Origin of the sequence: Sporocytophaga myxococcoides, assembly GCF_000775915.1 — a bacterium.
GTDB lineage: Bacteria > Bacteroidota > Bacteroidia > Cytophagales > Cytophagaceae > Sporocytophaga > Sporocytophaga myxococcoides_A.
In genome coordinates this window covers 671,233-692,138 of record NZ_BBLT01000001.1, presented here as the reverse complement: position 1 = coordinate 692,138, position 20,906 = coordinate 671,233, and the positions used below count along the sequence as shown (strand labels likewise).

Genomic DNA, 20,906 nt, shown 5'->3' with positions numbered 1-20,906 from the left:
AACCAGGAGTTTCGCATGTTTAATCGATAAAAGCATGTACAATTCAAGTACTCCAAGCTTTAGTTATACTGGAGAATATTATCAAAATGCTAAAATCAAATCATGATTCTAGCAGAGCATGATATTGTTAAATAAATAGCTAATACGCGTTAGACCTCTTTAACACCCGTATTGTTTGCAGAACTTAAGTCTGTTTTCTCTGATGCTTTTCTGCAACTCCTCATTTTCCTTTATTATTACATCAATATCCCTTTTTTCCCTTACCTCAACCGTTTCACTTTTAGACGATTTTACCACGGGTTTCTGACTTTTCATACTTAAGCATTTTCTATGTTAACTTACTAAACCATCAATTAGTTAAAATGATTTTATCAACAGATACCATTACAAGGCAATAATTGTTATTTTTACAGTAAAAGAAGAGAAAAATGTCTGACAGACTGAAACAATTTGAGGCTCAGCTATTGGCTGGATATACTTTTAAAGGTGAACAGATTAAGTTGGGTGCAGCCCTTCTAGATGGAGATGTTGTTAAAGGAACAATGGTTTCTTTGCCCTTAAAAACAATGAACCGTCATGGCTTGATTGCAGGTGCTACCGGTACAGGTAAAACCAAAACGCTTCAGACAATTGCAGAAGGTTTGTCGGAACACGGTGTACCCGTGCTGATGATGGATATCAAAGGGGACTTAAGCGGAATTGCAGCTGCTGGAGAGACCAATCCAAAAATTGAAGAAAGACAACAGAAAATTGGGATTCCATTTACGCCTAAGAAATTTCCTGTAGAATTACTTAGTCTATCTGACGAAAAGGGTGTAAGACTCAGGGCAACCGTTTCAGAGTTTGGCCCAGTATTATTCAGTAAAATTCTTGATCTTAATGATACTCAAAGCGGAATTGTTTCGCTGATTTTTAAATATTGTGATGATGAACGCCTCCCCCTTCTTGATCTTAAAGATTTCAAGTCAGTTCTTCAGCATATAGGCAATGAAGGTAAAGAGCATATCCAGAAAAAATACGGAGCTATTTCCTCTGCTTCTACAGGAACAATACTTAGGAAAATCATTGAACTTGAGCAACAGGGTGCGGAAAAGTTTTTCGGAGAAAAATCATTTGAAGTTGATGACCTGGTAAGGGTGGATAAAGATGGCAAGGGTTTTATTTCAATCATCCGTTTAACCGATATACAGGATAAGCCAAAATTATTCAGCACATTTATGCTGAGTCTTCTTGCCGAGATTTATGCAACTTTTCCTGAGGCCGGAGACCTTGAAAAACCAAAGCTTGTGCTCTTTATTGACGAAGCCCATCTGATATTTGATGAAGCCAGCAAAGCCCTGCTTGATCAGATTGAGGCAATCATAAAGCTAATCAGATCCAAGGGCGTTGGAATATTTTTCTGCACACAGAATCCATCAGATATACCACAGGCTATACTTGGCCAGCTGGGTATGAAGGTACAACACGCTTTGAGAGCCTTCACAGCCAATGACCGAAAGATGATTCGTCTTACTGCCGAAAACTATCCGCTTACGGATTTTTATAAAACAGAAGAATTGCTTACTTCACTCGGAATCGGAGAAGCAATGGTAACTGTATTAAGTGAAAAAGGGACACCAACTCCTCTAGCTGCCGTGCTGCTAAGATCGCCACAGTCACGCATGAATATACTATCTCCCGCAGAGACAGATGAGCTTATAAAAAACAGTCCGTTGATAGAGAAATATAATACTGTTATTGATAGAAAGAGCGCATACGAAATGCTTACTGAAAAAATCCATTCAAAGGATAAAGAAGCAGATCAGGAAAGGCCAGCTGCTGTCTCCAAAGAAAAAAACAGCAGAAAGGAAAAAAGTGCGCTGGAAGAAGTCATGGATAGCAAGATAACCCGCGAAATCGGAAGAACCGTATTCAGAGAGCTTACAAGAGGATTATTAGGAGTACTAGGGGTATCAACCTCATCCAGAAGGAGAAGATAATTTAGACTTACCTAATTCAGTTATGAGGCCTAAAAAAGTAGTTGTTATTGGAGGCGGAGCCGCAGGCTTTTTCGGGGCTATATCCTGTGCGAGGTTCAATTCCGAAGCTGAAATTACTTTGCTTGAAAAGAGCAATAAGTTTTTATCAAAAGTAAAAGTATCAGGAGGAGGAAGATGTAATGTTACCAACGGATGCTTTGACATTAACTTACTTCTTAAAGGTTACCCTAGAGGAGGCAAAGCCCTTAAATACACCTTTCAACAGTTTTCTGTTAAAGATACTATTGGATGGTTTGAATCCAGAGGAGCTGAATTAAAGCAGGAAGAAGACGGAAGAATATTTCCCCAATCAGATAATTCACAAACCATTATAGATTGCCTTATCCGGGAAGCCCGTGTTATGGGAGTAAAATTAATGGAAGGCTTTGGTACCAAAAGCATACGAAAAAATGAAACCGGAGGATTTTCCATACAGCTTTTCGGAGGTGAATTACTTTACTGTGATGAAATACTGATCGCAACAGGAGGTAATCCAAATCAAGAATCTTATCAGTGGTTAAAAGATCTGGGCCATGAAATCAAAGAACCTGTTCCATCCTTATTCACTTTTAATGTACCTGATTCTCCTTTCAGAGATTTACAAGGGATAAGTGTGCCCTTGGCAAAAGTAAGAGTCAGAGGTTCAAAACTAGAGGAAACAGGACCTATATTAATCACACACTGGGGACTCAGCGGGCCGGCTATACTAAGACTTTCAGCCTGGGGAGCAAGAGAGCTTGCAAAAGAGCAATATCGTTTTATAGCCCATGTAAACTGGATTTCAGGAAATGAAGAAAGCTTAAGATCCACTTTGTCCGAAATAAAATTACTTCACCCAAAAAAGACAGTTATAGGACATCCATTTTTTAATCTCCCCAGAAGACTTTGGGAAAGGATATGTGAATTATCTGATATTTCAACAGGACTAAAATGGGTGGATATGTCTAAGAAAAACATGAACAAACTTTTGGAGAACCTGTTACGCAGTGAATTTGGAGTAAAAGGGAAAACAACATTCAAAGAAGAGTTTGTTACATGTGGTGGCGTGAGTCTGGATAGCATTGATATCCATACCATGGAGAGCAAATCATGCCCGGGATTATATTTTGCTGGAGAAGTATTAGATATAGATGGAATTACGGGGGGGTATAATTTTCAGGCTGCCTGGTCTACAGGATTTGTTGCAGGAAAATCCATTGCAGAAAAGTAACTTTACTTGTAATCTTCAAGCCACTGTAAAGCTTTATCTTCCTCTGTAAAAAGCTTTACGGGTATTTTAGCTGGCTTAAGAAGAATAAAAGTATTTCCCAGAATTTTCTGAACATGACTTTTTATTAATATAGCAACAGCCGAAGTACCTATAAATCCGATATCACTGGCAAGGTATTTTTTAGCCCCATTATAGATATATACTGTTTCCCTGGCATCTACAAATCCGGGATATGTTTTTCCTTCGATCAGTTTTAACCTATATTGCACAAGTTTTTCTGCCATTTCCATATCGATTATTATTCCTTTATGATATCGATACTTTACCACTCCATCCTCCAACCAGAGTTCAAAATATTCCTCCCTTATTTCAGTCATCCTTATATTAATGTTTTAATAAAATTTTCCTTTCTTCACTAAACTATTAATAATTTATTGAGTATTACAATCCTTATATTAATTAAACCAGAAAATGAAGAAATTACTCTCTTTATCTACCAAAGCACCTGAAAAATTTGAAAAAGAAAAAATAAAAAAACTCATTCCTGAATTGTCAGAACAGATCTCTGATTATCAAAAAATATTATACGCACAATCTAAATATAGTCTTTTAGTAATCCTGCAAGGACTCGATGCATCGGGAAAAGATGGATTAATCAATACTGTCTTTCATGGAGTCAATCCGCTTGGTTGCAATGTAAAGGCATTTAAAGCTCCCACAAAAGAAGAATTATCCTACGATTTTTTATGGAGGGTACATAAAGCGGTTCCCCCGAAAGGACAGATCTCTATTTTCAACAGGTCACATTATGAAGATGTATTGGTTCCGACTGTAGAAGGCTGGATTAATAAAACCGAGCTTAAAAACAGATTTGAACATATCAATAATTTTGAGAAACTCCTACAGGATAATGGCACTGTGATTTTGAAATTTTACCTTCACGTTTCTAAGAAAGAACAGAAAAAACGATTGAAGGAAAGAAAAACAAATCCAAAGAAGTTTTGGAAGCACAATGATGGAGATTGGGAAACTGCTAAAAAATTTGATCGTTATATGGAAGCATATGAAGAGGTTTTCAAACAATGCAAAGCTCCGGAATGGAATATTATACCTTCTGATCAAAATTGGTATAAAGAGTATCTGGTTGCAAAGAAAATAAAAGAAACCTTAAAAGAAATGAAACTGGAATACCCTGGCTTGGAAGAATAAAATCTTGTGCAACTCCCTTGTCTTTTTTACAAAAGATAAAGATTATAAAAAAACAAAGAATCAAGACTTAGGTTTAAGTAAAAATTCTTTCAAAATTAATATTATCCAATTACACAAAATTATCCTTTTTAAAGAAAAAATATCACTTTCTAAATCACTTTTAAGGCGCAAATTTAAAAGTTATAACATTCTATACCTCAAAGACAACCATTAATAAAAATAAAAAAAATACAAATTTTAATCTAAATTGCCTAAGGAAAAATACTTATATTGGAATAGATAATTTTACTGTATTTACCAGAATTTTCATTACATTTATCCGGAGAAAATACTATTTAATAGAAAATTAGGGAAATATACTTTTCAGGAGTTTAATGCTTACAATTTTTTAGTTAAATTTATAATATGATCTATAGAGGGAAATTACACTATACGATCTTTATATTGCAAAGTTTCAAATAAAAATGTTAAAAAATTAAAGGGAATTTTTAAAATCTATTTTTATGAAAAAAACTATACTAGCAGTTGACGATGCGAAATCCATTTTAACAATCATCTATTATTTCTTTAATGAAAAATATGAGGTTGTTAAAAAGAATAATGGAAAAGAAGCATTAGATTGGATGCAACAGGGAAATATCCCTGATGTTATAATTACTGATATTAATATGCCTGAAATGGGCGGTCAGGAGTTTATGGAACACCTTCAGGCCAGCGGATTTTACAGACATATTCCGGTAATTGTGTTATCTGCCATGGACAACAGTGCCGAAAAAATTAAATTTCTGGGATTAGGTGCTCACGATTATGTTGTTAAGCCATTTAATCCGGAAGAACTTGAATTAAGAATTTCAAACGTATTACGTATATCTGAAAGGGCTCTGGCTTAATCTCAACCTGAATGAAATCCAAAATCGCATTTGTTGGGACGAACTCAGACCTCATTCAAAGCTTAACAGATAAACTTCAGGACGAATTTAGTATTCGTTGGTTTGACAACAGCATTAGCTTACTGTACTCAATATCAAAGGAAAATGAAGGTTTTGAAGCAATTGTTACTGAAGGTCCATTTGAGAGTCCTAAAGGCACTGCTCTGTTTCAAAGACTGAGAGCACATAATGCTTCAAGGAATATTCCTTTTATCCTTATTGCTGATAACCTTGATATAAAGACAAAAAAGCAAATACACCAACAAGGAGTTAACGAACTTTTTCCTACAAATTTTGAAAAAGAAAACTTTGTAAAAAGAGTTCGTTATCTTATTGCAAATCCTGTTGAGCCTGGTGAAGTTGTAGAACAGCAGCCAAACATTCCTGCTTCATATAAGATCCCGCTTCCTAAGCGTATATTTGACATTGTCATTTCTCTTTCAATTTTGATCTTCCTCTTCCCATTTTTCTGCATTTTGGGTTTACTTATAGTTATTGAATCCAGAGGACCAATATTCTATAGCTCCAAAAGGGTAGGAACAGGGTACAAGATCTTCAACTTTTATAAATTCCGCTCCATGGGTACTGGAGCGGATAGTAAGTTGAAAGATATCGCTCACCTGAATCAGTACAATAAAAAAGAAGGACAAGCTTCATTAATCGCAGAAAATGAACTTTGTGATTCGTGCAAAGAGCAACGTATCTCCTGTCAGTCCATTGTTTATCTTGATGGAAATGCTATTTGTGAAAAGGTACATTTTAGAAATAAAACTCTGAAAAACGGAAGCACATTTATCAAAATAAATAATGATCCAAGAGTAACGCGTGTTGGAAAGTTTATCAGAAACACAAGTATTGATGAACTTCCGCAATTATTCAATGTACTCAAAGGAGATATGTCCATTGTAGGTAATCGCCCTCTACCTTTATACGAGGCTGAAAAAATTACAACAGACCAATTTACGACTCGTTTTCTTGCTCCAGCCGGGATTACAGGTTTATGGCAAGTTACTAAAAGAGGAACAGGCGAAATGTCCGAGGCTGAACGTATTCAGCTTGATATCGACTATGCCCTTAACTATTCTTTTGTAAATGATATAAAAATTATTTTGAAAACGATTCCGGCTTTAATCCAGAAAGAAAATGTCTGACCAGCCTTTAGTATCAATCATTTCAATTAATTATAACCAGGCTAAAGTTACTTGTGAATTAATCGAATCCCTTAAAAAGGTTCATTACCCCAATATAGAAATTATTGTGGTGGATAATGCATCTTCTGAAGACCTGTCTTCTATAGCTGCTTATCCGGAGGTTCGACTAATCAGAAGTAAACAAAATCTTGGATTTTCAGGTGGCAATAATTTAGGTATTAAAGCTGCCAAAGGTGAATATTTTCTTTTTCTGAATAATGACACAGAGGTTGAACCAGATTTTCTGGAACCTCTGGTTGCATTGATGCAGAACAACAGTGATATAGGAATGGTTACTCCTAAAATTGTTTATTTCGGAACTAACATCATTCAATATGCAGGTTCATATTCCATCAATCCCTTTACCGGAAGAGGAAGAAAAATTGGCAGTATGGAAACTGATAACGGACAATATAACGACGTAAGAGAAACATTCCTTGGCCATGGAGCCGCACTGCTGGTTTCCAGAAAACTCATAAAAACCATTGGCCTCATGCCTGAATTGTTTTTTCTATATTATGAAGAACACGACTGGTGTGAAAGCGCAAAGAGAGCCGGATTTAAAATTTATTATTCAGGGGTAACCAAGATCTATCATAAAGAATCAATGTCAGTAGGAAAAAACAGTATCCTTAAAACCTACTACATGAATAGAAACAGAGTAGTATTTATGAGAAGAAATGTATTTGGAATAAAACTTCTGATCAGCCTTTTATTCTTCTTTTTCATATCAGTTCCTAAAAACACTTTAAAGTTTATAGCAAAAGGTGAGTTTGACCATCTGAAAGCCTTTTACAGGGCTTTAGCCTGGAATCTGACCCACTTTAATGTAAGTGAAACGGAAAGTTTTGAGTTAACTGAATCAATCGCATAAATTTTCAACCAACAACAGCATATGACTACTACTGCGAGTATACTTAGAGCACAATTTTCACAATTAAAAGAAAAGAACAAAGACAATTCTCTTCTTGAAATAACACAGGAAATTATCGGTGCTGGCTGGAGACTAGTGTCTGCAAAGTTTTATTTAAGAAAATGCAATAAGATCGGCTCCATGGTTTCCACTAATGGAAAGCCTATCATCAAGAATAAGGGTTTTATTTCTTTAGGTGATAAAGTCAGAATATGGTCTAACTTTAACCCTACTCAAATATATGTACATAAAGGGGCTAAATTTATTGTTGGCTCCAATTCCAGAATTAATGGAGTGCATATAACTGTTAAAAGTGAAGTGACGATTGGAAAAAATGTAAGGATTGCTCCCTATGTTCTTATTCTTGACAGTGACTTTCACAGTGCCACAGATCACTTTTCTGACGGAAAAACATCTTCCGTAACCATTGGTGACAATGTCTGGATTGCAACAAAATCAATGATTTTAAAAGGTGTCACAGTTGGGGAAGGCGCTGTTATAGCAGCTGGATCAGTTGTAACTAAAGATGTCCCTCCATACACTGTAGTTGCAGGAGTTCCGGCTAAGGTGATCAAAAAGCTTCACCATTAATCCTGCTTCTCCTTTTCTTAAATGAAAAAAATAAAAATATTTCTTATAATCGGTTTCCTTACAGCGATTATTGCCTTGGCTGGTGTTTATAGTTTTTACGCACTTAGTCAGGAAACCAAAATAATGGACACATCTGCAAGAAAAGGAGTTGCAGGTAAGTTTATCAGATTATCAAAAGGAATAACAAGATACACTCTGGAGGGCCCTGATACTGCTAAAACCATAATCCTTCTTCACGGAGGAAGTGTCATAGGCGATTATGTATGGGAGAAAAATTATAAAGCTCTGGTGGATTCTGGCTTCAAGGTGCTAAAGTTTGATATGTACGGAAGAGGATTTTCCGACAGGATCAATGAAGCTCAGACTCTTGATTTGTTTGTATCTCAGATCAATGAATTAACAGATTCATTGAATCTGTCCGGACCATTTGAAGTCATTGGTGTATCAATGGGAGGAAGCATCGCAACAGGGTTTGCGGATAAATATCCGGAAAAAACAGATAGGATAGTATTGATCTCTCCAATTGCTGTAAATCCAGGTAAAAAAAGATGGTATATTGACAATCCCCTTTTAGGAAACTTCCTTGTGAGCGTCTACTGGTATCCAAGATGTGTCCAAAAGCAAATGGCTGAATTTTTTGATAGAAAAAAGCTGGCTGAATATGAATCTCATTTGAAGTACCTTTCAGAATTTAAAGGAGTAAAAGCAGACGCCAGATCAGCCTGGTCAAATATCCTAGCAGAAGATCTTACCCCTGCTATTGAAAGACTTCAGGAGAGAAATAAAAAAGTATTATTGATTTGGGGAAAACAAGACCCTGTGGTTCCAATAGCTGCAAGTGAAAAATACAAAAAAATACTTCCTTCAATAAAACTTCAGGAAGTAGATCAGGCTGGACATATTTCCAATTATGAAAAGCCTGATGTAGTAAATGCGGCCATAGTAAGTTTTCTAAAGGATTAACCTCCTCCTACCCTTCCGCCTTTCGTTTTTAAAAAAGTATTTAATGATTCTGGCGTTCCCAAGTCCCACATTTCAGAAGCTTCCGAAATCATTACTTTATACCCGCTGTTGATCAGCTTTTGATAAAGAGGTATTACATAGTACTCTCCTTTTGTTTTTTCTTTTTTATTAACAATCTCTTCGGCCATATTTACAAATTCCTTCCCACTGGAAAAGTAGTATATTCCTGTACTTGCATGATCAGATATTCTTTCTTTTTCAGCAACTAAATCAACAAATCCATCATTATTTAACCTGGCAAAACTCCATCTATCACCAGGCATATCTGCAACAGAAATAATCCCCTTACACCCCTCTCTCTTATTCAGGATTTCTTTTCCTATCTCTGAAATAACAATTGTATCAGAACTGATAATAAGGATATCTTCATCGTCATTGATAAAATCCCTTGCTGCAAGGACTGTACACAGTTGCCCTTCGGTAACGTCATTTATCAGAACCAATCTTGTATTAGCAGGAGCGAATTCAGAAATCAGATCAGTCAATTTGTAACTTTCTTCATGTTCTCTCAAAGCAATAACAATAAGCTCAGAACAATCAATTCCATCAATGCTCTGCATCGCCCAGGCAAACATAGGTTTACCTTCAACAGGTATAAAAGGCTTTGGTACGTTATACCCGCTGCCATTGAAGCGGGAACCACGACCTGCCATTGGTAGGATTACTTTCATCTTTCCTTGGCTATTTCATTGATTAACGGTTGTGTTACTGTATCCCAGCCGGAGAATCTTAAAGCTCTGTCGTCTATGTATACATGCCCATTAGGCTTTCCGAAGAATATTTCATCATAAACTATTCCATGCTCGTCTAACCAATCAAGAGTTATTTTGCCTACATTTTTCATTACCTTACCCACATTGCTTTCGCACGTTGCCATGTTTCTCGCAGTATTGATAATAATATAATGACCGGCATCTTTCAGCTCTCTAATTCTCTCTTTAGCTCCATCAAATGGCTTAAGGTCAGCATAAGATTCACCTTTTTCCTTAATCGGACAAATAGTTCCATCTAGATCTATCACAATTCTCATAATGCAGATATTTTTTTTTCTTTTATTAACGTGACAACCTCGTTCAGCAAAGCAAGCCCCCTTAAATACATCAGTTTCTGACGCTCAGGCTTGTCTTTATGAAGTGGGAGCATAGAAATAAACAGGAGTCCTTCAATAAGCTTTATTTCTTCTAACTTATATCCGTTTTCTATTATTAATTTATCAAAGATATTCTCAAGCCTTAAAGATGTTTCAGAAGCTAGAATAGCAGTTTCAAACACTCCTTCACTAACTTCCTGTACAGTAAATAAATCAGAAACGATATAGTCGTATAACCCGCAAATACTATGTCTCAGTTTCGCTATATCGTATCTTGAATCTCCATAGATTCCTTTCTTCCCAAAACTTCCTCTTGGATCTATAAGTCGGGTAATCTGTGTATTGATATCAAAAAGGATATTAGAGAAACAATAATCCCCATGAATTACTGTAATGTTTGCATGATCAATCAACTCTTCAATTGAATCTGATAAAGTAGTGATTAGCTCAAATGCATTGACTAATTTCTTTCCATTCCAGATAATAGTCTCCTTTGATAAAAGGTTGTTCCAGTAGCTACTAAGCCCTTTCTGAGTATCCAACCTTTCAAGGGTTTTATCTTTGTAAATTTTACTTACATCAGCTCTGCTTAATTCCCCTTTGTACTCTCTGAATTTACCATGTATGCTGAATAATTTATTAAGGATGGATCTCCATGTTTCTATATGAATGTCTGCATACAGAAATAGCTCCGACAATGTAGAATATCCATAGTATTCCTGAACTATCTTAATAGTTTCATCCGTATGACTATGATTGATTATGCGGGGAGTAAGTACCTTTAATTCGTCCGGAATCTGAAAATACCAATTCAGTTCATCTCTCAGTTTTTCATTGTATGTACTATTTTTGGTTATTGTATTTAAAACACCATCTATTGTCAGAGAATTAAAAAATCTTCCTTGCAATAACCTTTGTCTTGAAGAAACCAAATTATCGATATTACCGAAATCATACCAATGCTGAGCTTTGATAGCATAAAGATTATACTTTTCTCCATACAATTTCAGTACATCACTAAGTTGCTTTTTTCCATCTGCTAGTGCTTTAACAAGAACCTTTCTTAGATATTGGCCATTCTGAAAATTATAATACCCGCATAATGCGAAATTAGGTGCAGGTACGTCTTCTTTTTTATCTATATAATCAATTATTTTTTCATCTTTATCGATACTGGCAAGACACCAGCGGTGCGACTCTTTAACCTCGTGAACATATACATAATCTCCTTTTTCTTTATAAGAATCGTAGATCAGTGTATCTCCCAGTATTACTTTAACCTCTCCGTCTGTAGCTGCCAAGTCCAATCCTGCCCGAAGAGAATCCAATATATTTCCATTGAAAAGAAGCGGTACTTGGGTAATTTTCATTCTTTTTCTGTAGGAGTTGATTAAAAAATCACAAAGCTGAAAATCCGTTGCCTTCCTTGTTATAATTACTTCATTTATTCCTTCTGATAAAAGATCATCTAGAATCCAGCCAATGACGGGTTTGCCATTAACAGGTATCATTGCATGTGATTGATTTGTATTGATGGGAAGATTTAAAAAATCAATAGATCCGCCACACAAAATGATAGTCTTATTCTGTTGCATATTAAACTCAAATTATCCCCTAAGTCTTAACGGATTAATAGCTAAAAAAGATTTAATTAGTCCCGAGGCATTATCTCTAATCCTTTTGAACAATATACCTCTGAATAAAGCTGGTCAGGGGTGGTATCCAACTTTATACATCATTGTAAAAATATAAAATAAAAAGTAGAAAAACTGTAAAATTCTATAATAAATATTAACCTGATAACTCAATCTTTATTCATGAGAATTAAGTCAGACATTATAGCTCTATTTAAAGAAATTCATATTTCAATCACTGAATAAATAAAGGTTACAGCTCGTATTGCTCAGATCTTACATTGCTCAAATCTACTATAACTTAAATTAAAAGTCTTTTAACTATAAATTATAAAAATTGTAAGACGACCAGACTGTATTTACTCATTAACATCATCGTTTTACTTTTAAAAGGTTTTGTGGTTAGACCATTCTTATCTAAAAAAAAGCCTCAAGATATTAAGTATTAATATATACCAATAAAAAGATTTTTTTTTCAATAATCAGAGAATCTAACTTTGAATTTTACTTTTCAGATTCTAAAACCTTACAACTTAAAGTTTTAATTTACAATATTTTAATTCAAACCACTATCAAAATCATCCCTTATCATTACAATTCTCCTCCATAAAATGTCCAAGTTTTTAAATTTGACTTTTTACAGAAAACTGACACATGTAATAAAATTATCGTATAAGCCCAGGTATTGAAAAGATAAAACAAAAGTAATATCTTTAAGTCAATATAACTTATTGAATAAAAAATATAAAAATATAAACCCTACATAAAGGAAGTAATTTATTAATAGCTCCAATTGTTTAGTCCTCCTTTTATTAATAGCACTTTTACAACATGAAATTTCAAGCTTCTTTAATATTATTATTTTGCATCCTGCTTGGCATATTCAATACCTTATCTGCTCAGGATTGCGGATGCGATTTCACTTTACAAGCCGATGGTAAAGTATTAAACAAAGGAGTAGAAATTACCCTTAGAGTTCCCTGGTATGTTAATGCTAATGATATACAAATTAAACCCGGAGATGTATTCTGCTTCAAAAATATCCATTATTCCAGAGGCATCAGGATATTAAATTTTGCAGGGACTGAAAGCCAGCCTATCATCATCAAAAACTGTGGAGGTCAAACGGTGATAGATACCAGAGAATTTGGTGTCATATTCCAAAATTCAAAACACTTTAAATTTCTTGGAAACGGTGATCCGGCTGTTAAATACGGTTTTAAAATAACAGCAAGGAATAAGAATCATTTTTTTATGGATGCTAAAGAATTCACCACCAACTTTGAAATTGCCCATGTTGAAATAGCAGGAGCCAGCCCTAACACTCATTCGGATACAGCAGGGTTTGCAGGGATCGGAATTAAAACAAATCCATTATGCGATGGATCTGCAGAAAGAGGCGTGTGGACCATGTACAATCCAATAATCCATGATAATTACATCCACGATACAGGAGGAGAAGGTATCTACATGGGCTATGGATGGTATAAAGAAGGAACGATTAATTGTCCATGTCCGGATGACCCTTCCAAAACCTGCCCCAAAACAGTTCGCTCGCATTCAATCATCGGGGCAAGAGTCTATAATAACATCACTGAAAATACAGGGCTGGACGGTATTCAGATTAAAAATGCAGACGAAGACTGCGAAGTATACAATAACATTATAAAAAATTATGGACTGAGAAATGAGGAAACCCAGAATGAAGGACTACTTCTTGGCGAAGGAACAACTGGAAAAGCATATAATAACTGGATAGAGAACGGGACAGGAAATGGTATTCAAAACCATGCCATGGGGAATCAGGATATATTTAATAATGTAATTATAAACCCTAAAGAATATGGATTCGTATGCTGGGATGGTGCAGCAGTTGTTAGAGTTGGATATTATAATTTTTTTAATAACACGATAATTAATGCGGGATTAGACGGTTTTAATTTTTTCGGACCAGGAGGGGGACCAAAAAGAGTATATAACAATATCATTGCAAAGGTTGGGCCCGGCAGAAGTCTTCTAAAGAGGGCTAATGATGTCACTTTATTTGAAGAATCCAATAATTACTTGACCAATACAATTGAAGACGTAAAGTTTATCAGCGGAACAGCTCCCTATAATGTACACCTGCAATCTACCTCTCCTGCAATTGACAAAGGGAAAGATTTAACTTCGTATGGCGTTACTAAAGATTTTGATCTTGCCCCCAGACCTTCCGGGGCTGCATTCGATATTGGGGCTTTTGAATTTGGAAACATCCCTCCTATTGTAAAAATAACACAGCCTTTAAATAATGCTGTCTTTGCACCTGGTTCTGTTATATCAATAAAAGTAGATGCTAATGATCCTGATGGTTCGATAACTAAAGTGGAATTCTATAATGGAGCAACAAAACTAGGTGAAGATATAACTGCTCCTTATAGCTTTGATTGGTCTACCATACAGGAAGGTACATATACAATCAAAGTGGTAGCAACAGACAATGGAGGCGGCACAGCTTCTTCGACAATTACTTTGGTTGTTAAAAATGCCTTACCAGTCATAACTATAACCAAACCTGCAAATAATAGCAGCAGCGCTGCAGGTAAAGCTGTTAATATCGAAGCAAATGCAACAGATAGTGATGGAACAATTACAAAGGTTGAGTTTTACTATACAATAAACAATAAAGATACCATCTTAATAGGATCTTCCACTGTAAGTCCATATAAGATTTCCTGGACTCCCTTATCTACTGGAATTTACAAACTAATTGCCAAAGCAACAGACAACAATGGAGCTATTTCCAAAGCTGCTATCACTGTTACGATTACAAATACTTTACCAACTATTAGCATCGTTACTCCAACTAATAATAGTTCTTTTCCATTTGCTACCGATGTAGAATTAAAGGTTAATGCGGTTGATGCTGATGGAAACATCGTGAAAGTCGAGTATTTTAATGGCACTACAAAAATAGGAGAATCAACCACTACTCCCTTTTCTTTCACCTGGAAGAATATCCCTTTGGGTACTTACACTATTACTGCAAAAGCTACTGATAATATAGGCGGAACAACAACCTCACTTCCAATCCAGTTCTCAATTACTAATAGTCCTCCTGTTGTAAATATTACAGCACCTTTAAACAATGCGAAATTTTCTCCAGGTGCCAATATTACAATTGATGCAACTGCAGCAGATGAAGATGGTAGTATATCCAAAGTTGAGTTTTTTTATAACACCAGTAATCTTATCGGATCTGATAATACAGCTCCATACAGTATTAATTGGAATAATGTGCCTGAAGGCAACTATACCATAACTGCAAGAGCTACAGACAATGCAGGAGCTACAGCAACTACAACTATTAATATCACAGTTGTAAACAATCTCCCTACTGTAAAAATCACCTCTCCAGCCAATTTATCAGTATATGAGACAGGTGCTGATATTGAAATTAAAGCAGAAGCTTTAGACAGTGACGGCTCTATAAGTAAGGTTGTTTTTTATAATGGGACAGCTATCTTAGGAGAAGACCTTACAGGCCCTTATTCCTATACTTGGGAAAATGTTCGGAATGGAACATATAGCATCACAGCGGTTGCTTATGATAATCTTGGAAAACAAAACGTATCTGCTGCAATTAAAATTGTAGTTAATGTCACCACCAATATTCCTCCTGATATTACCATTATCAACCCAGTCGATAATCAGACTTTAAGTCCTGGAAATATCAATTTTGAAGTCAATGCCTCTGACATAGATGGTAATGTTGTTCTAGTAGAATTATTCAATGGCAGTTCACAGATCGGAGAAAGCACAACTCAACCATACTATTTCAGTTGGACAAATTTAGCTGAAGGAGTTTATGTAATTACGGCAAAAGCCACGGACGATGACAATGAAACAACCACATCAGCTCCGATAACCATAACTATTTACAATGCACCTCCAGTTGTAACAATCAATACCCCAGCTAATAATCAGACGTTTGACTCTGATGACCTTGTATTAATCAACACCACTATAACTGACAGCGATGGCTCGATCAGTAAAGTAGAATTTTTCCTTAATGATTCCCTTTTAGGAACCGCTCCTTCTGCTCCATATAACCTGACAGTTAATAACCTTCCATTAGGCACTTATAACATAACAGTAAAAGCAACTGACAACTTAAATAAAGAAGACTCTAAAACAATTCAGATTACAGTAAGTAATCAACTTCCTTCTATATCTATTACGAAACCTTCAAATGGCACCACATTTAAATTTTCTGAACCAATTCTTTTAAATGTAGATGCAAATGACCCTGACGGTTCAATAAAAAATGTAGAATATTATATTAATGGAGTTCTGAGCGCAACACGTTTTTATCCTGATTTATCATTTATGTGGACTAATGCTCCTATCGGAGATTATGAAATCGTAGCATTTGCTACTGACAATGATGGAGCCAAAGTTGCTTCTGCACCGGTACTAATTTCCATAAGCAAGAGGCCAGTTATCGTTTCGTTGATTTCTCCTCAAATAAATAGTAATTATGAATTTGGCTCAACCATTGATTTTTCTGCAAAAGTTACAGACCCGGACAACGCAGGAGTAAAAATTGAATTTTATGCAAATGATATTAAAATCGGAGAAAGCTCTGCTCCAGATTATCAATATAGCTGGAGCAATTCGCTTGAAGGTAATTTTGAAGTTTATGCAGTGGTTACAGAAGATAATGGAAAAAGAGACACATCTAATAAAGTGGTGATTAAAATAAACAGTCCCAATAAACTTCCTATTGTCAACATAATTTCACCTGGCTCCAACAGCACCTACTCCTATTGCTCTGAAATATCATTGACTGCCACTTCAACTGATGAAGATGGTAATATTACCAAAGTAGAATTCTATGCGAACGATCAAATGATAGGTACTGACTTATCAGCACCATATACTTTATCTGTCAGAAATCTTGATCCCGGACCAAATATTATTACTGCTACTGCCTATGATAATAAGGGAGGGGAAAGCAGTTCCAGTATATCAATATCCATTATGGAAATTCCGGTAGTTACATTTGACATCATAACAGTGAATGATACTATTGAATCAGGCAGCGGAAATACTATACAAACCACAACACTGGATTCTGTATACTTCCTTATTAAATCAGATCTCAATCCTTTAAAAATAAAATCCTTCGAATGGTCTTTAAGTGATGGAACATCATCTGAAGAGAAACTCCTGGCTCATAATTTTATTCAAGGAGGACTTTATAAAGCAGCTTTAATTCTTACTGATGTAAATGGTTGTGAAATATCCAAAGAGGTACAAATCCTGGTAAAGGATACTGCATTACAAGCTCGGGAATCATACTGGATACCGAATGCTTTAAGCCCATATGAAACCAACCCTGAAAATAAAGTAATAAAGGTTTATGGAAAATTGGCTCCTGAAGACTTTAGCTTTACCATATACAGCAGATGGGGACAAGTTCTTTACTCCACAACTGATTTATCTGAGGCCAAAAATAATGGTTGGGACGGGAACAACGCTCCAATGGACACATATACCTATGTTTTAAAAGCAAAGGAAGATAATGGGAAAAAAATTGAAAAATCTGGTACTATTACATTAATCAGGTAGAATAATGAAATTTAAACTAAGCTTAAGCATACTCTTTATTGTTGCAGTATTATTCACCAGAATTAGTAAAGCTCAGGATGCTCAATTTTCACAGTTTTATCCTGCTGCTCTATATTTAAATCCTGCTCTATCTGCTACATATAGTGGATTTTCTGTTTCTATGAATCACAGAGTTCAATGGAAAAATATAGGAACGCCTTATTCCACAAGTCAGGTATCTGTAATAAATCCGTTTTTCAGACCAGGTAAAACAAGAAGTCCATACGGAGCCATTGGGCTGACAATCAATAATGACAAAACAGGAGATGGAATTATGAAAACTCTTGGAGCAAGCGTTAACGGATCATATGATCTTCCATTGGCATCATTACATCATGTGCTTTTTGGAGCACAGATAGGATTTATTCAAAAAAGCGTCAATTATGATCAGCTGCAATGGGGAAGCCAATATTCACCTGAAGGTATAGATCCAAATGCACATTTGGATGTTAATCTCAGAAACCATACAAGTTCAAGACCTGATCTCACAGGAGGTATCATGTATTACTTTAATCCTCTGAGAAACTATGGCCGCAGAGGTGCAAATTTCAGTTCCTTTGCCGGAATGTCAGTTTATCACTTTAACAGACCTAAATTAGGCCTATATGAGGCATCGAATGAAAGGCTACCAATTCTTTATAAATTTAATGCAGGACTGGAAACTAAATTGAAAGACAGAGTTTATATTCTTCCAAATACAATAGTTCAATTACAGGAGCGCTTCAGACAAATCAATCTAGGCTTAAGTCTTCATTATTACCTCCTTGATGAAAAATTTTATTATAAACCCGCTTCAAAACCGCTTGTCCCGAATGAGATTAGATTTGGAATGTGGTATAGAATTGAGGATTCTTTTATATTTACAGTAAGTTTTGGTAATAACTATTATTCAATGGGATTAAGCTATGATCTTAACTCCTCTTCGCTCACCAGGAACTATAGAGGAACAGGCGCGTATGAACTTTCATTAATAGTTACTCCTTTTAAACCCAAACAACGAATTTTCAATATTCCCAAGGTATAAACAATGTTAGAATCCAGATTTTCAGAAAGACAACTTTTCTTTATCGAATTTTTCTTCATCATTGCTTTTTCAATATTTCCATTATTCTTCACACTGCCATTCAGAGATAATTTGTATCTGACCTGGGAAGGCTCATACAGACTTTATCTGGGACAGGTTCCATTTAAAGACTTCGGAATGCCTTTAGGATTTGGTTTCTTTATATTTCCTACAATCTTTTTTAAGATCTTTGGGCCATTTCTGTCATCTTTATTGAAAGCTCAATTTTTAATCAATGTACTTTCACTTCTTTCATTCAGAACCATATTAAAAACTCTTAACGTTAAACCTGCTGTAATTCTCTTTTCTACGTTGGTTTTCTGCTTCTCTTATACATTCATTTTCTTCTGGCCCTGGTATAACAATACAGCTTTTGTATTCGAACTATTCGCTATCCAGTTTGTACTTCATTATATCTTTCAGGAAAAAAGTAAATTCAGAATAGGCTTTTTGTTTTTTGCATCTGTCTTTACATTCCTTTCATTTTTTACAAAGCAAGACTATGGCGGACTGGCTTTCTTTTTCTGCCTGTCATTAATTATTTTAAATCTCTTCTACGAAAGAAAAATTGCCCCTATTCTTATATATGTTGGCGCCACATTTCTGACAGGATTTATTGTGATAAAACCTTTTCTCAAATATGGATTCGGATACTGGTTCAACTATGGGCAACCACCGCATCAGTCCAGATTAAAATCCATAAACTTCCTTAATTCATTTCTGGGTGAGTCACATTGGGAGAAATTCTATATTCTTATATTCATCATAATCATCCTTTATAAACTTAAGGATATATCTGCTTTTTTTAAAGATAAAAAAGCAGTGTTCTTTGCCCTTATAACAATTGGCATCATTGCAGAGACTTTAATTACTAAAGTTACAAGCAGACTGCCATCGGATACAACTACTTACTTTCATGCATTTGCATTTGCCTTTTTTCTAACAAACATTAACCTGAATATTACATTCGAAAAAATTACTGTTCTGCCAATATTCATTCTCTGCTTATTCCTATGGTGGTCGGCTATGTTTTGGAAATATGCAGGCAGGATTTTGAAAATCTCCGATGGGCCTGCTATAGGAGTTAAAGATGAGAAAAAAGCTGATAATGGCCCATGGATTCTTACTGGCTTAAAATCCTTTGGAAAGGTTTCTATGCCTGAAAAGACTGTTGAAGGGCTTCATAAAATCCTGAAAATGGATCTTGGAAAAAAAGGACAAGACTTAAAGATTCTTAATATGTCTGAACTTACTCCATTATCTTATGAATTAAAATATACGCCCGTCACAGACCTTCCACTATGGTATCATCTTAACATTGGAATGTTTGACAAACAAGTCAATGAAGTGAATCAAAGAATTTTAAATAATGAATTTGATCTTGTTTTATTTGAAGAAGTACCTTCGCTTGACAATTTTTATCCTGAAAAAACAAGAGATGTCCTTCGCTCAAAGTATAAATTGATTGATACCTTCCCTTCTCCTAGAAAAGAAGGCGATTCATTTATCGAAGTTTACCAGAAAAATTAATTTAGTTCATGAGTTCAACTGAAAGAGATCTTTCAATTATAGTTCCTTGTTACAATGAGGCTAAGAATATCCCTCATATTATTAGTCAATTCAGGGAAGCATTAAAAGAAAGACAAAATATAGAAGTTATATTAGTAAATAACGGTTCAACTGATAATTCATCCGAAGTTTTGATCGAAGAATTCAGTAAAATCAATGATGCCAGGTTCAGATCAGTAAAAGTTGAAATTAATAAGGGATATGGTTTTGGCATATTATCCGGATTAGATGCTGCTGAAGGAAATGTTTTAGCATGGACGCATGCTGACTTACAAACAGATCCTATTGATGTAATCATTGCATATGAGAAATTTAAAGAAATCAATAATTCCAGGGCATTTGTAAAAGGCAAAAGACAAAACAGAGCCTGGGGACCTGCATTTTTTACTTATATGATGCAATTGATAGCGTCAGCCGAGCTTGGAGTTAAGCTTGTTGATATAGGAGCACAACCAAAAGTATTCAGCAAAGACTTTTATATCACCTATCTAAAGAACAAAGCTCCATATGACTTTTCACTTGATCTTTATGCCCAGTATTTTGCTACAAAATATGGAACCATTTATGAAATTCCTGTTGTATTTAAGACAAGAAAATTTGGAGAAGCCAAAGGTGGTGGAAGTTTAAAGACCAGAATCAAAGTATCTATAAGAACCTTTAAATATATCAGAGAATTAAAGAAAAAACTGAATATTCAATAATAAATTTAAAATTATAAAAGCCTGAATAATCCCATTCAGGCTTTTTTGTATTCATCTTCCTTCCAAACTCTTATTTAAAGACTTTGTGAATGAACCAATAAAAGTTCTTTAAAT

At 35.2% G+C, this 20,906-nt stretch carries 17 protein-coding genes; 12 read left to right on the top strand and 5 right to left on the bottom strand.

Going from position 1 to position 20,906, the window contains the following annotated elements:
• Positions 1 to 159: 159 nt before the first annotated feature.
• Complete coding sequence (locus MYP_RS25955) at positions 160 to 315, bottom strand: hypothetical protein (protein ID WP_156140265.1); 156 nt, start codon at positions 313 to 315, stop codon at positions 160 to 162.
• Between the two features lie 113 nt (positions 316 to 428).
• On the opposite strand from MYP_RS25955, the gene MYP_RS02745 reads away from it, so the two are divergent.
• Positions 429 to 1,979 carry a helicase HerA-like domain-containing protein gene (locus MYP_RS02745; RefSeq protein ID WP_045458080.1) on the top strand — a complete coding sequence of 517 codons (1,551 nt, stop codon included), beginning with the start codon at positions 429 to 431 and terminating at the stop codon, positions 1,977 to 1,979.
• Between the two features lie 22 nt (positions 1,980 to 2,001).
• Entirely contained in the window at positions 2,002 to 3,228 is a 1,227-nt protein-coding gene (locus MYP_RS02740; RefSeq protein WP_045458075.1) for an NAD(P)/FAD-dependent oxidoreductase, read from the top strand.
• A 2-nt stretch (positions 3,229 to 3,230) separates the two neighbouring features.
• Here MYP_RS02740 and MYP_RS02735 read toward each other — a convergent pair whose 3' ends face one another.
• Positions 3,231 to 3,605: a DUF7793 family protein gene (locus tag MYP_RS02735; RefSeq protein WP_045458072.1), complete on the bottom strand. Its 375-nt coding sequence runs from the start codon at positions 3,603 to 3,605 to the stop codon at positions 3,231 to 3,233.
• Positions 3,606 to 3,699: 94 nt separating this feature from the next.
• On the opposite strand from MYP_RS02735, the gene MYP_RS02730 reads away from it, so the two are divergent.
• The 6 genes from MYP_RS02730 to MYP_RS02705 all read left to right on the top strand — a co-directional run bounded on the left by MYP_RS02730 (position 3,700) and on the right by MYP_RS02705 (position 9,023).
• On the top strand, positions 3,700 to 4,437 hold the full coding sequence (locus MYP_RS02730) for a PPK2 family polyphosphate kinase (RefSeq protein ID WP_045458069.1): 738 nt from the start codon (positions 3,700 to 3,702) through the stop codon (positions 4,435 to 4,437).
• Between the two features lie 503 nt (positions 4,438 to 4,940).
• Positions 4,941 to 5,327 (top strand): response regulator transcription factor, encoded by a 387-nt coding sequence (locus MYP_RS02725; RefSeq protein ID WP_045458066.1) that lies wholly within the window; start codon positions 4,941 to 4,943, stop codon positions 5,325 to 5,327.
• A gap of 11 nt (positions 5,328 to 5,338) precedes the next feature.
• Positions 5,339 to 6,517, top strand: a complete 1,179-nt coding sequence (locus MYP_RS02720; protein ID WP_045458063.1) for a sugar transferase — start codon at positions 5,339 to 5,341, stop codon at positions 6,515 to 6,517.
• A complete protein-coding gene (locus tag MYP_RS02715) occupies positions 6,510 to 7,430 on the top strand; it encodes a glycosyltransferase family 2 protein (protein ID WP_045458061.1) in 921 nt (306 codons plus the stop codon). Before MYP_RS02720 ends, MYP_RS02715 begins: the two co-directional genes overlap by 8 nt.
• A gap of 21 nt (positions 7,431 to 7,451) precedes the next feature.
• On the top strand, positions 7,452 to 8,060 hold the full coding sequence (locus tag MYP_RS26870) for an acyltransferase (RefSeq protein WP_052429910.1): 609 nt from the start codon (positions 7,452 to 7,454) through the stop codon (positions 8,058 to 8,060).
• Between the two features lie 21 nt (positions 8,061 to 8,081).
• Positions 8,082 to 9,023 carry an alpha/beta fold hydrolase gene (locus MYP_RS02705; RefSeq protein ID WP_045458058.1) on the top strand — a complete coding sequence of 314 codons (942 nt, stop codon included), beginning with the start codon at positions 8,082 to 8,084 and terminating at the stop codon, positions 9,021 to 9,023.
• On the opposite strand, the gene MYP_RS02700 is transcribed toward MYP_RS02705, so the two are convergent.
• From MYP_RS02700 to MYP_RS02690, 3 genes are read right to left on the bottom strand one after another with little or no spacing between them, the layout of a single operon-like run.
• Complete coding sequence (locus MYP_RS02700; protein ID WP_045458055.1) at positions 9,020 to 9,754, bottom strand: glycosyltransferase family 2 protein; 735 nt, start codon at positions 9,752 to 9,754, stop codon at positions 9,020 to 9,022. The genes MYP_RS02705 and MYP_RS02700 overlap by 4 nt on opposite strands.
• Positions 9,751 to 10,113: an HAD hydrolase family protein gene (locus MYP_RS02695; RefSeq protein ID WP_045458051.1), complete on the bottom strand. Its 363-nt coding sequence runs from the start codon at positions 10,111 to 10,113 to the stop codon at positions 9,751 to 9,753. Before MYP_RS02695 ends, MYP_RS02700 begins: the two co-directional genes overlap by 4 nt.
• Positions 10,110 to 11,768: a nucleotidyltransferase family protein gene (locus MYP_RS02690; protein WP_045458048.1), complete on the bottom strand. Its 1,659-nt coding sequence runs from the start codon at positions 11,766 to 11,768 to the stop codon at positions 10,110 to 10,112. The genes MYP_RS02695 and MYP_RS02690 overlap by 4 nt, the downstream gene beginning before the upstream one ends.
• A gap of 870 nt (positions 11,769 to 12,638) precedes the next feature.
• Between MYP_RS02690 and MYP_RS02685 the strand changes: the two genes are divergently transcribed.
• Genes MYP_RS02685 through MYP_RS02670 form a run of 4 tightly spaced genes read left to right on the top strand, consistent with a single transcriptional unit; the run spans position 12,639 to position 20,792 of the window.
• On the top strand, positions 12,639 to 17,420 hold the full coding sequence (locus MYP_RS02685; RefSeq protein WP_045458046.1) for an Ig-like domain-containing protein: 4,782 nt from the start codon (positions 12,639 to 12,641) through the stop codon (positions 17,418 to 17,420).
• Between the two features lie 4 nt (positions 17,421 to 17,424).
• Complete coding sequence (locus MYP_RS02680; protein ID WP_045458044.1) at positions 17,425 to 18,483, top strand: PorP/SprF family type IX secretion system membrane protein; 1,059 nt, start codon at positions 17,425 to 17,427, stop codon at positions 18,481 to 18,483.
• A 3-nt stretch (positions 18,484 to 18,486) separates the two neighbouring features.
• Positions 18,487 to 20,052 carry a hypothetical protein gene (locus tag MYP_RS02675; protein ID WP_045458042.1) on the top strand — a complete coding sequence of 522 codons (1,566 nt, stop codon included), beginning with the start codon at positions 18,487 to 18,489 and terminating at the stop codon, positions 20,050 to 20,052.
• An 8-nt stretch (positions 20,053 to 20,060) separates the two neighbouring features.
• The gene (locus MYP_RS02670) at positions 20,061 to 20,792 is read left to right on the top strand and encodes a glycosyltransferase family 2 protein (protein ID WP_045458039.1); all 732 of its coding nucleotides are present in this window, start codon (positions 20,061 to 20,063) and stop codon (positions 20,790 to 20,792) included.
• The last annotated feature ends 114 nt before the right edge of the window (positions 20,793 to 20,906 follow it).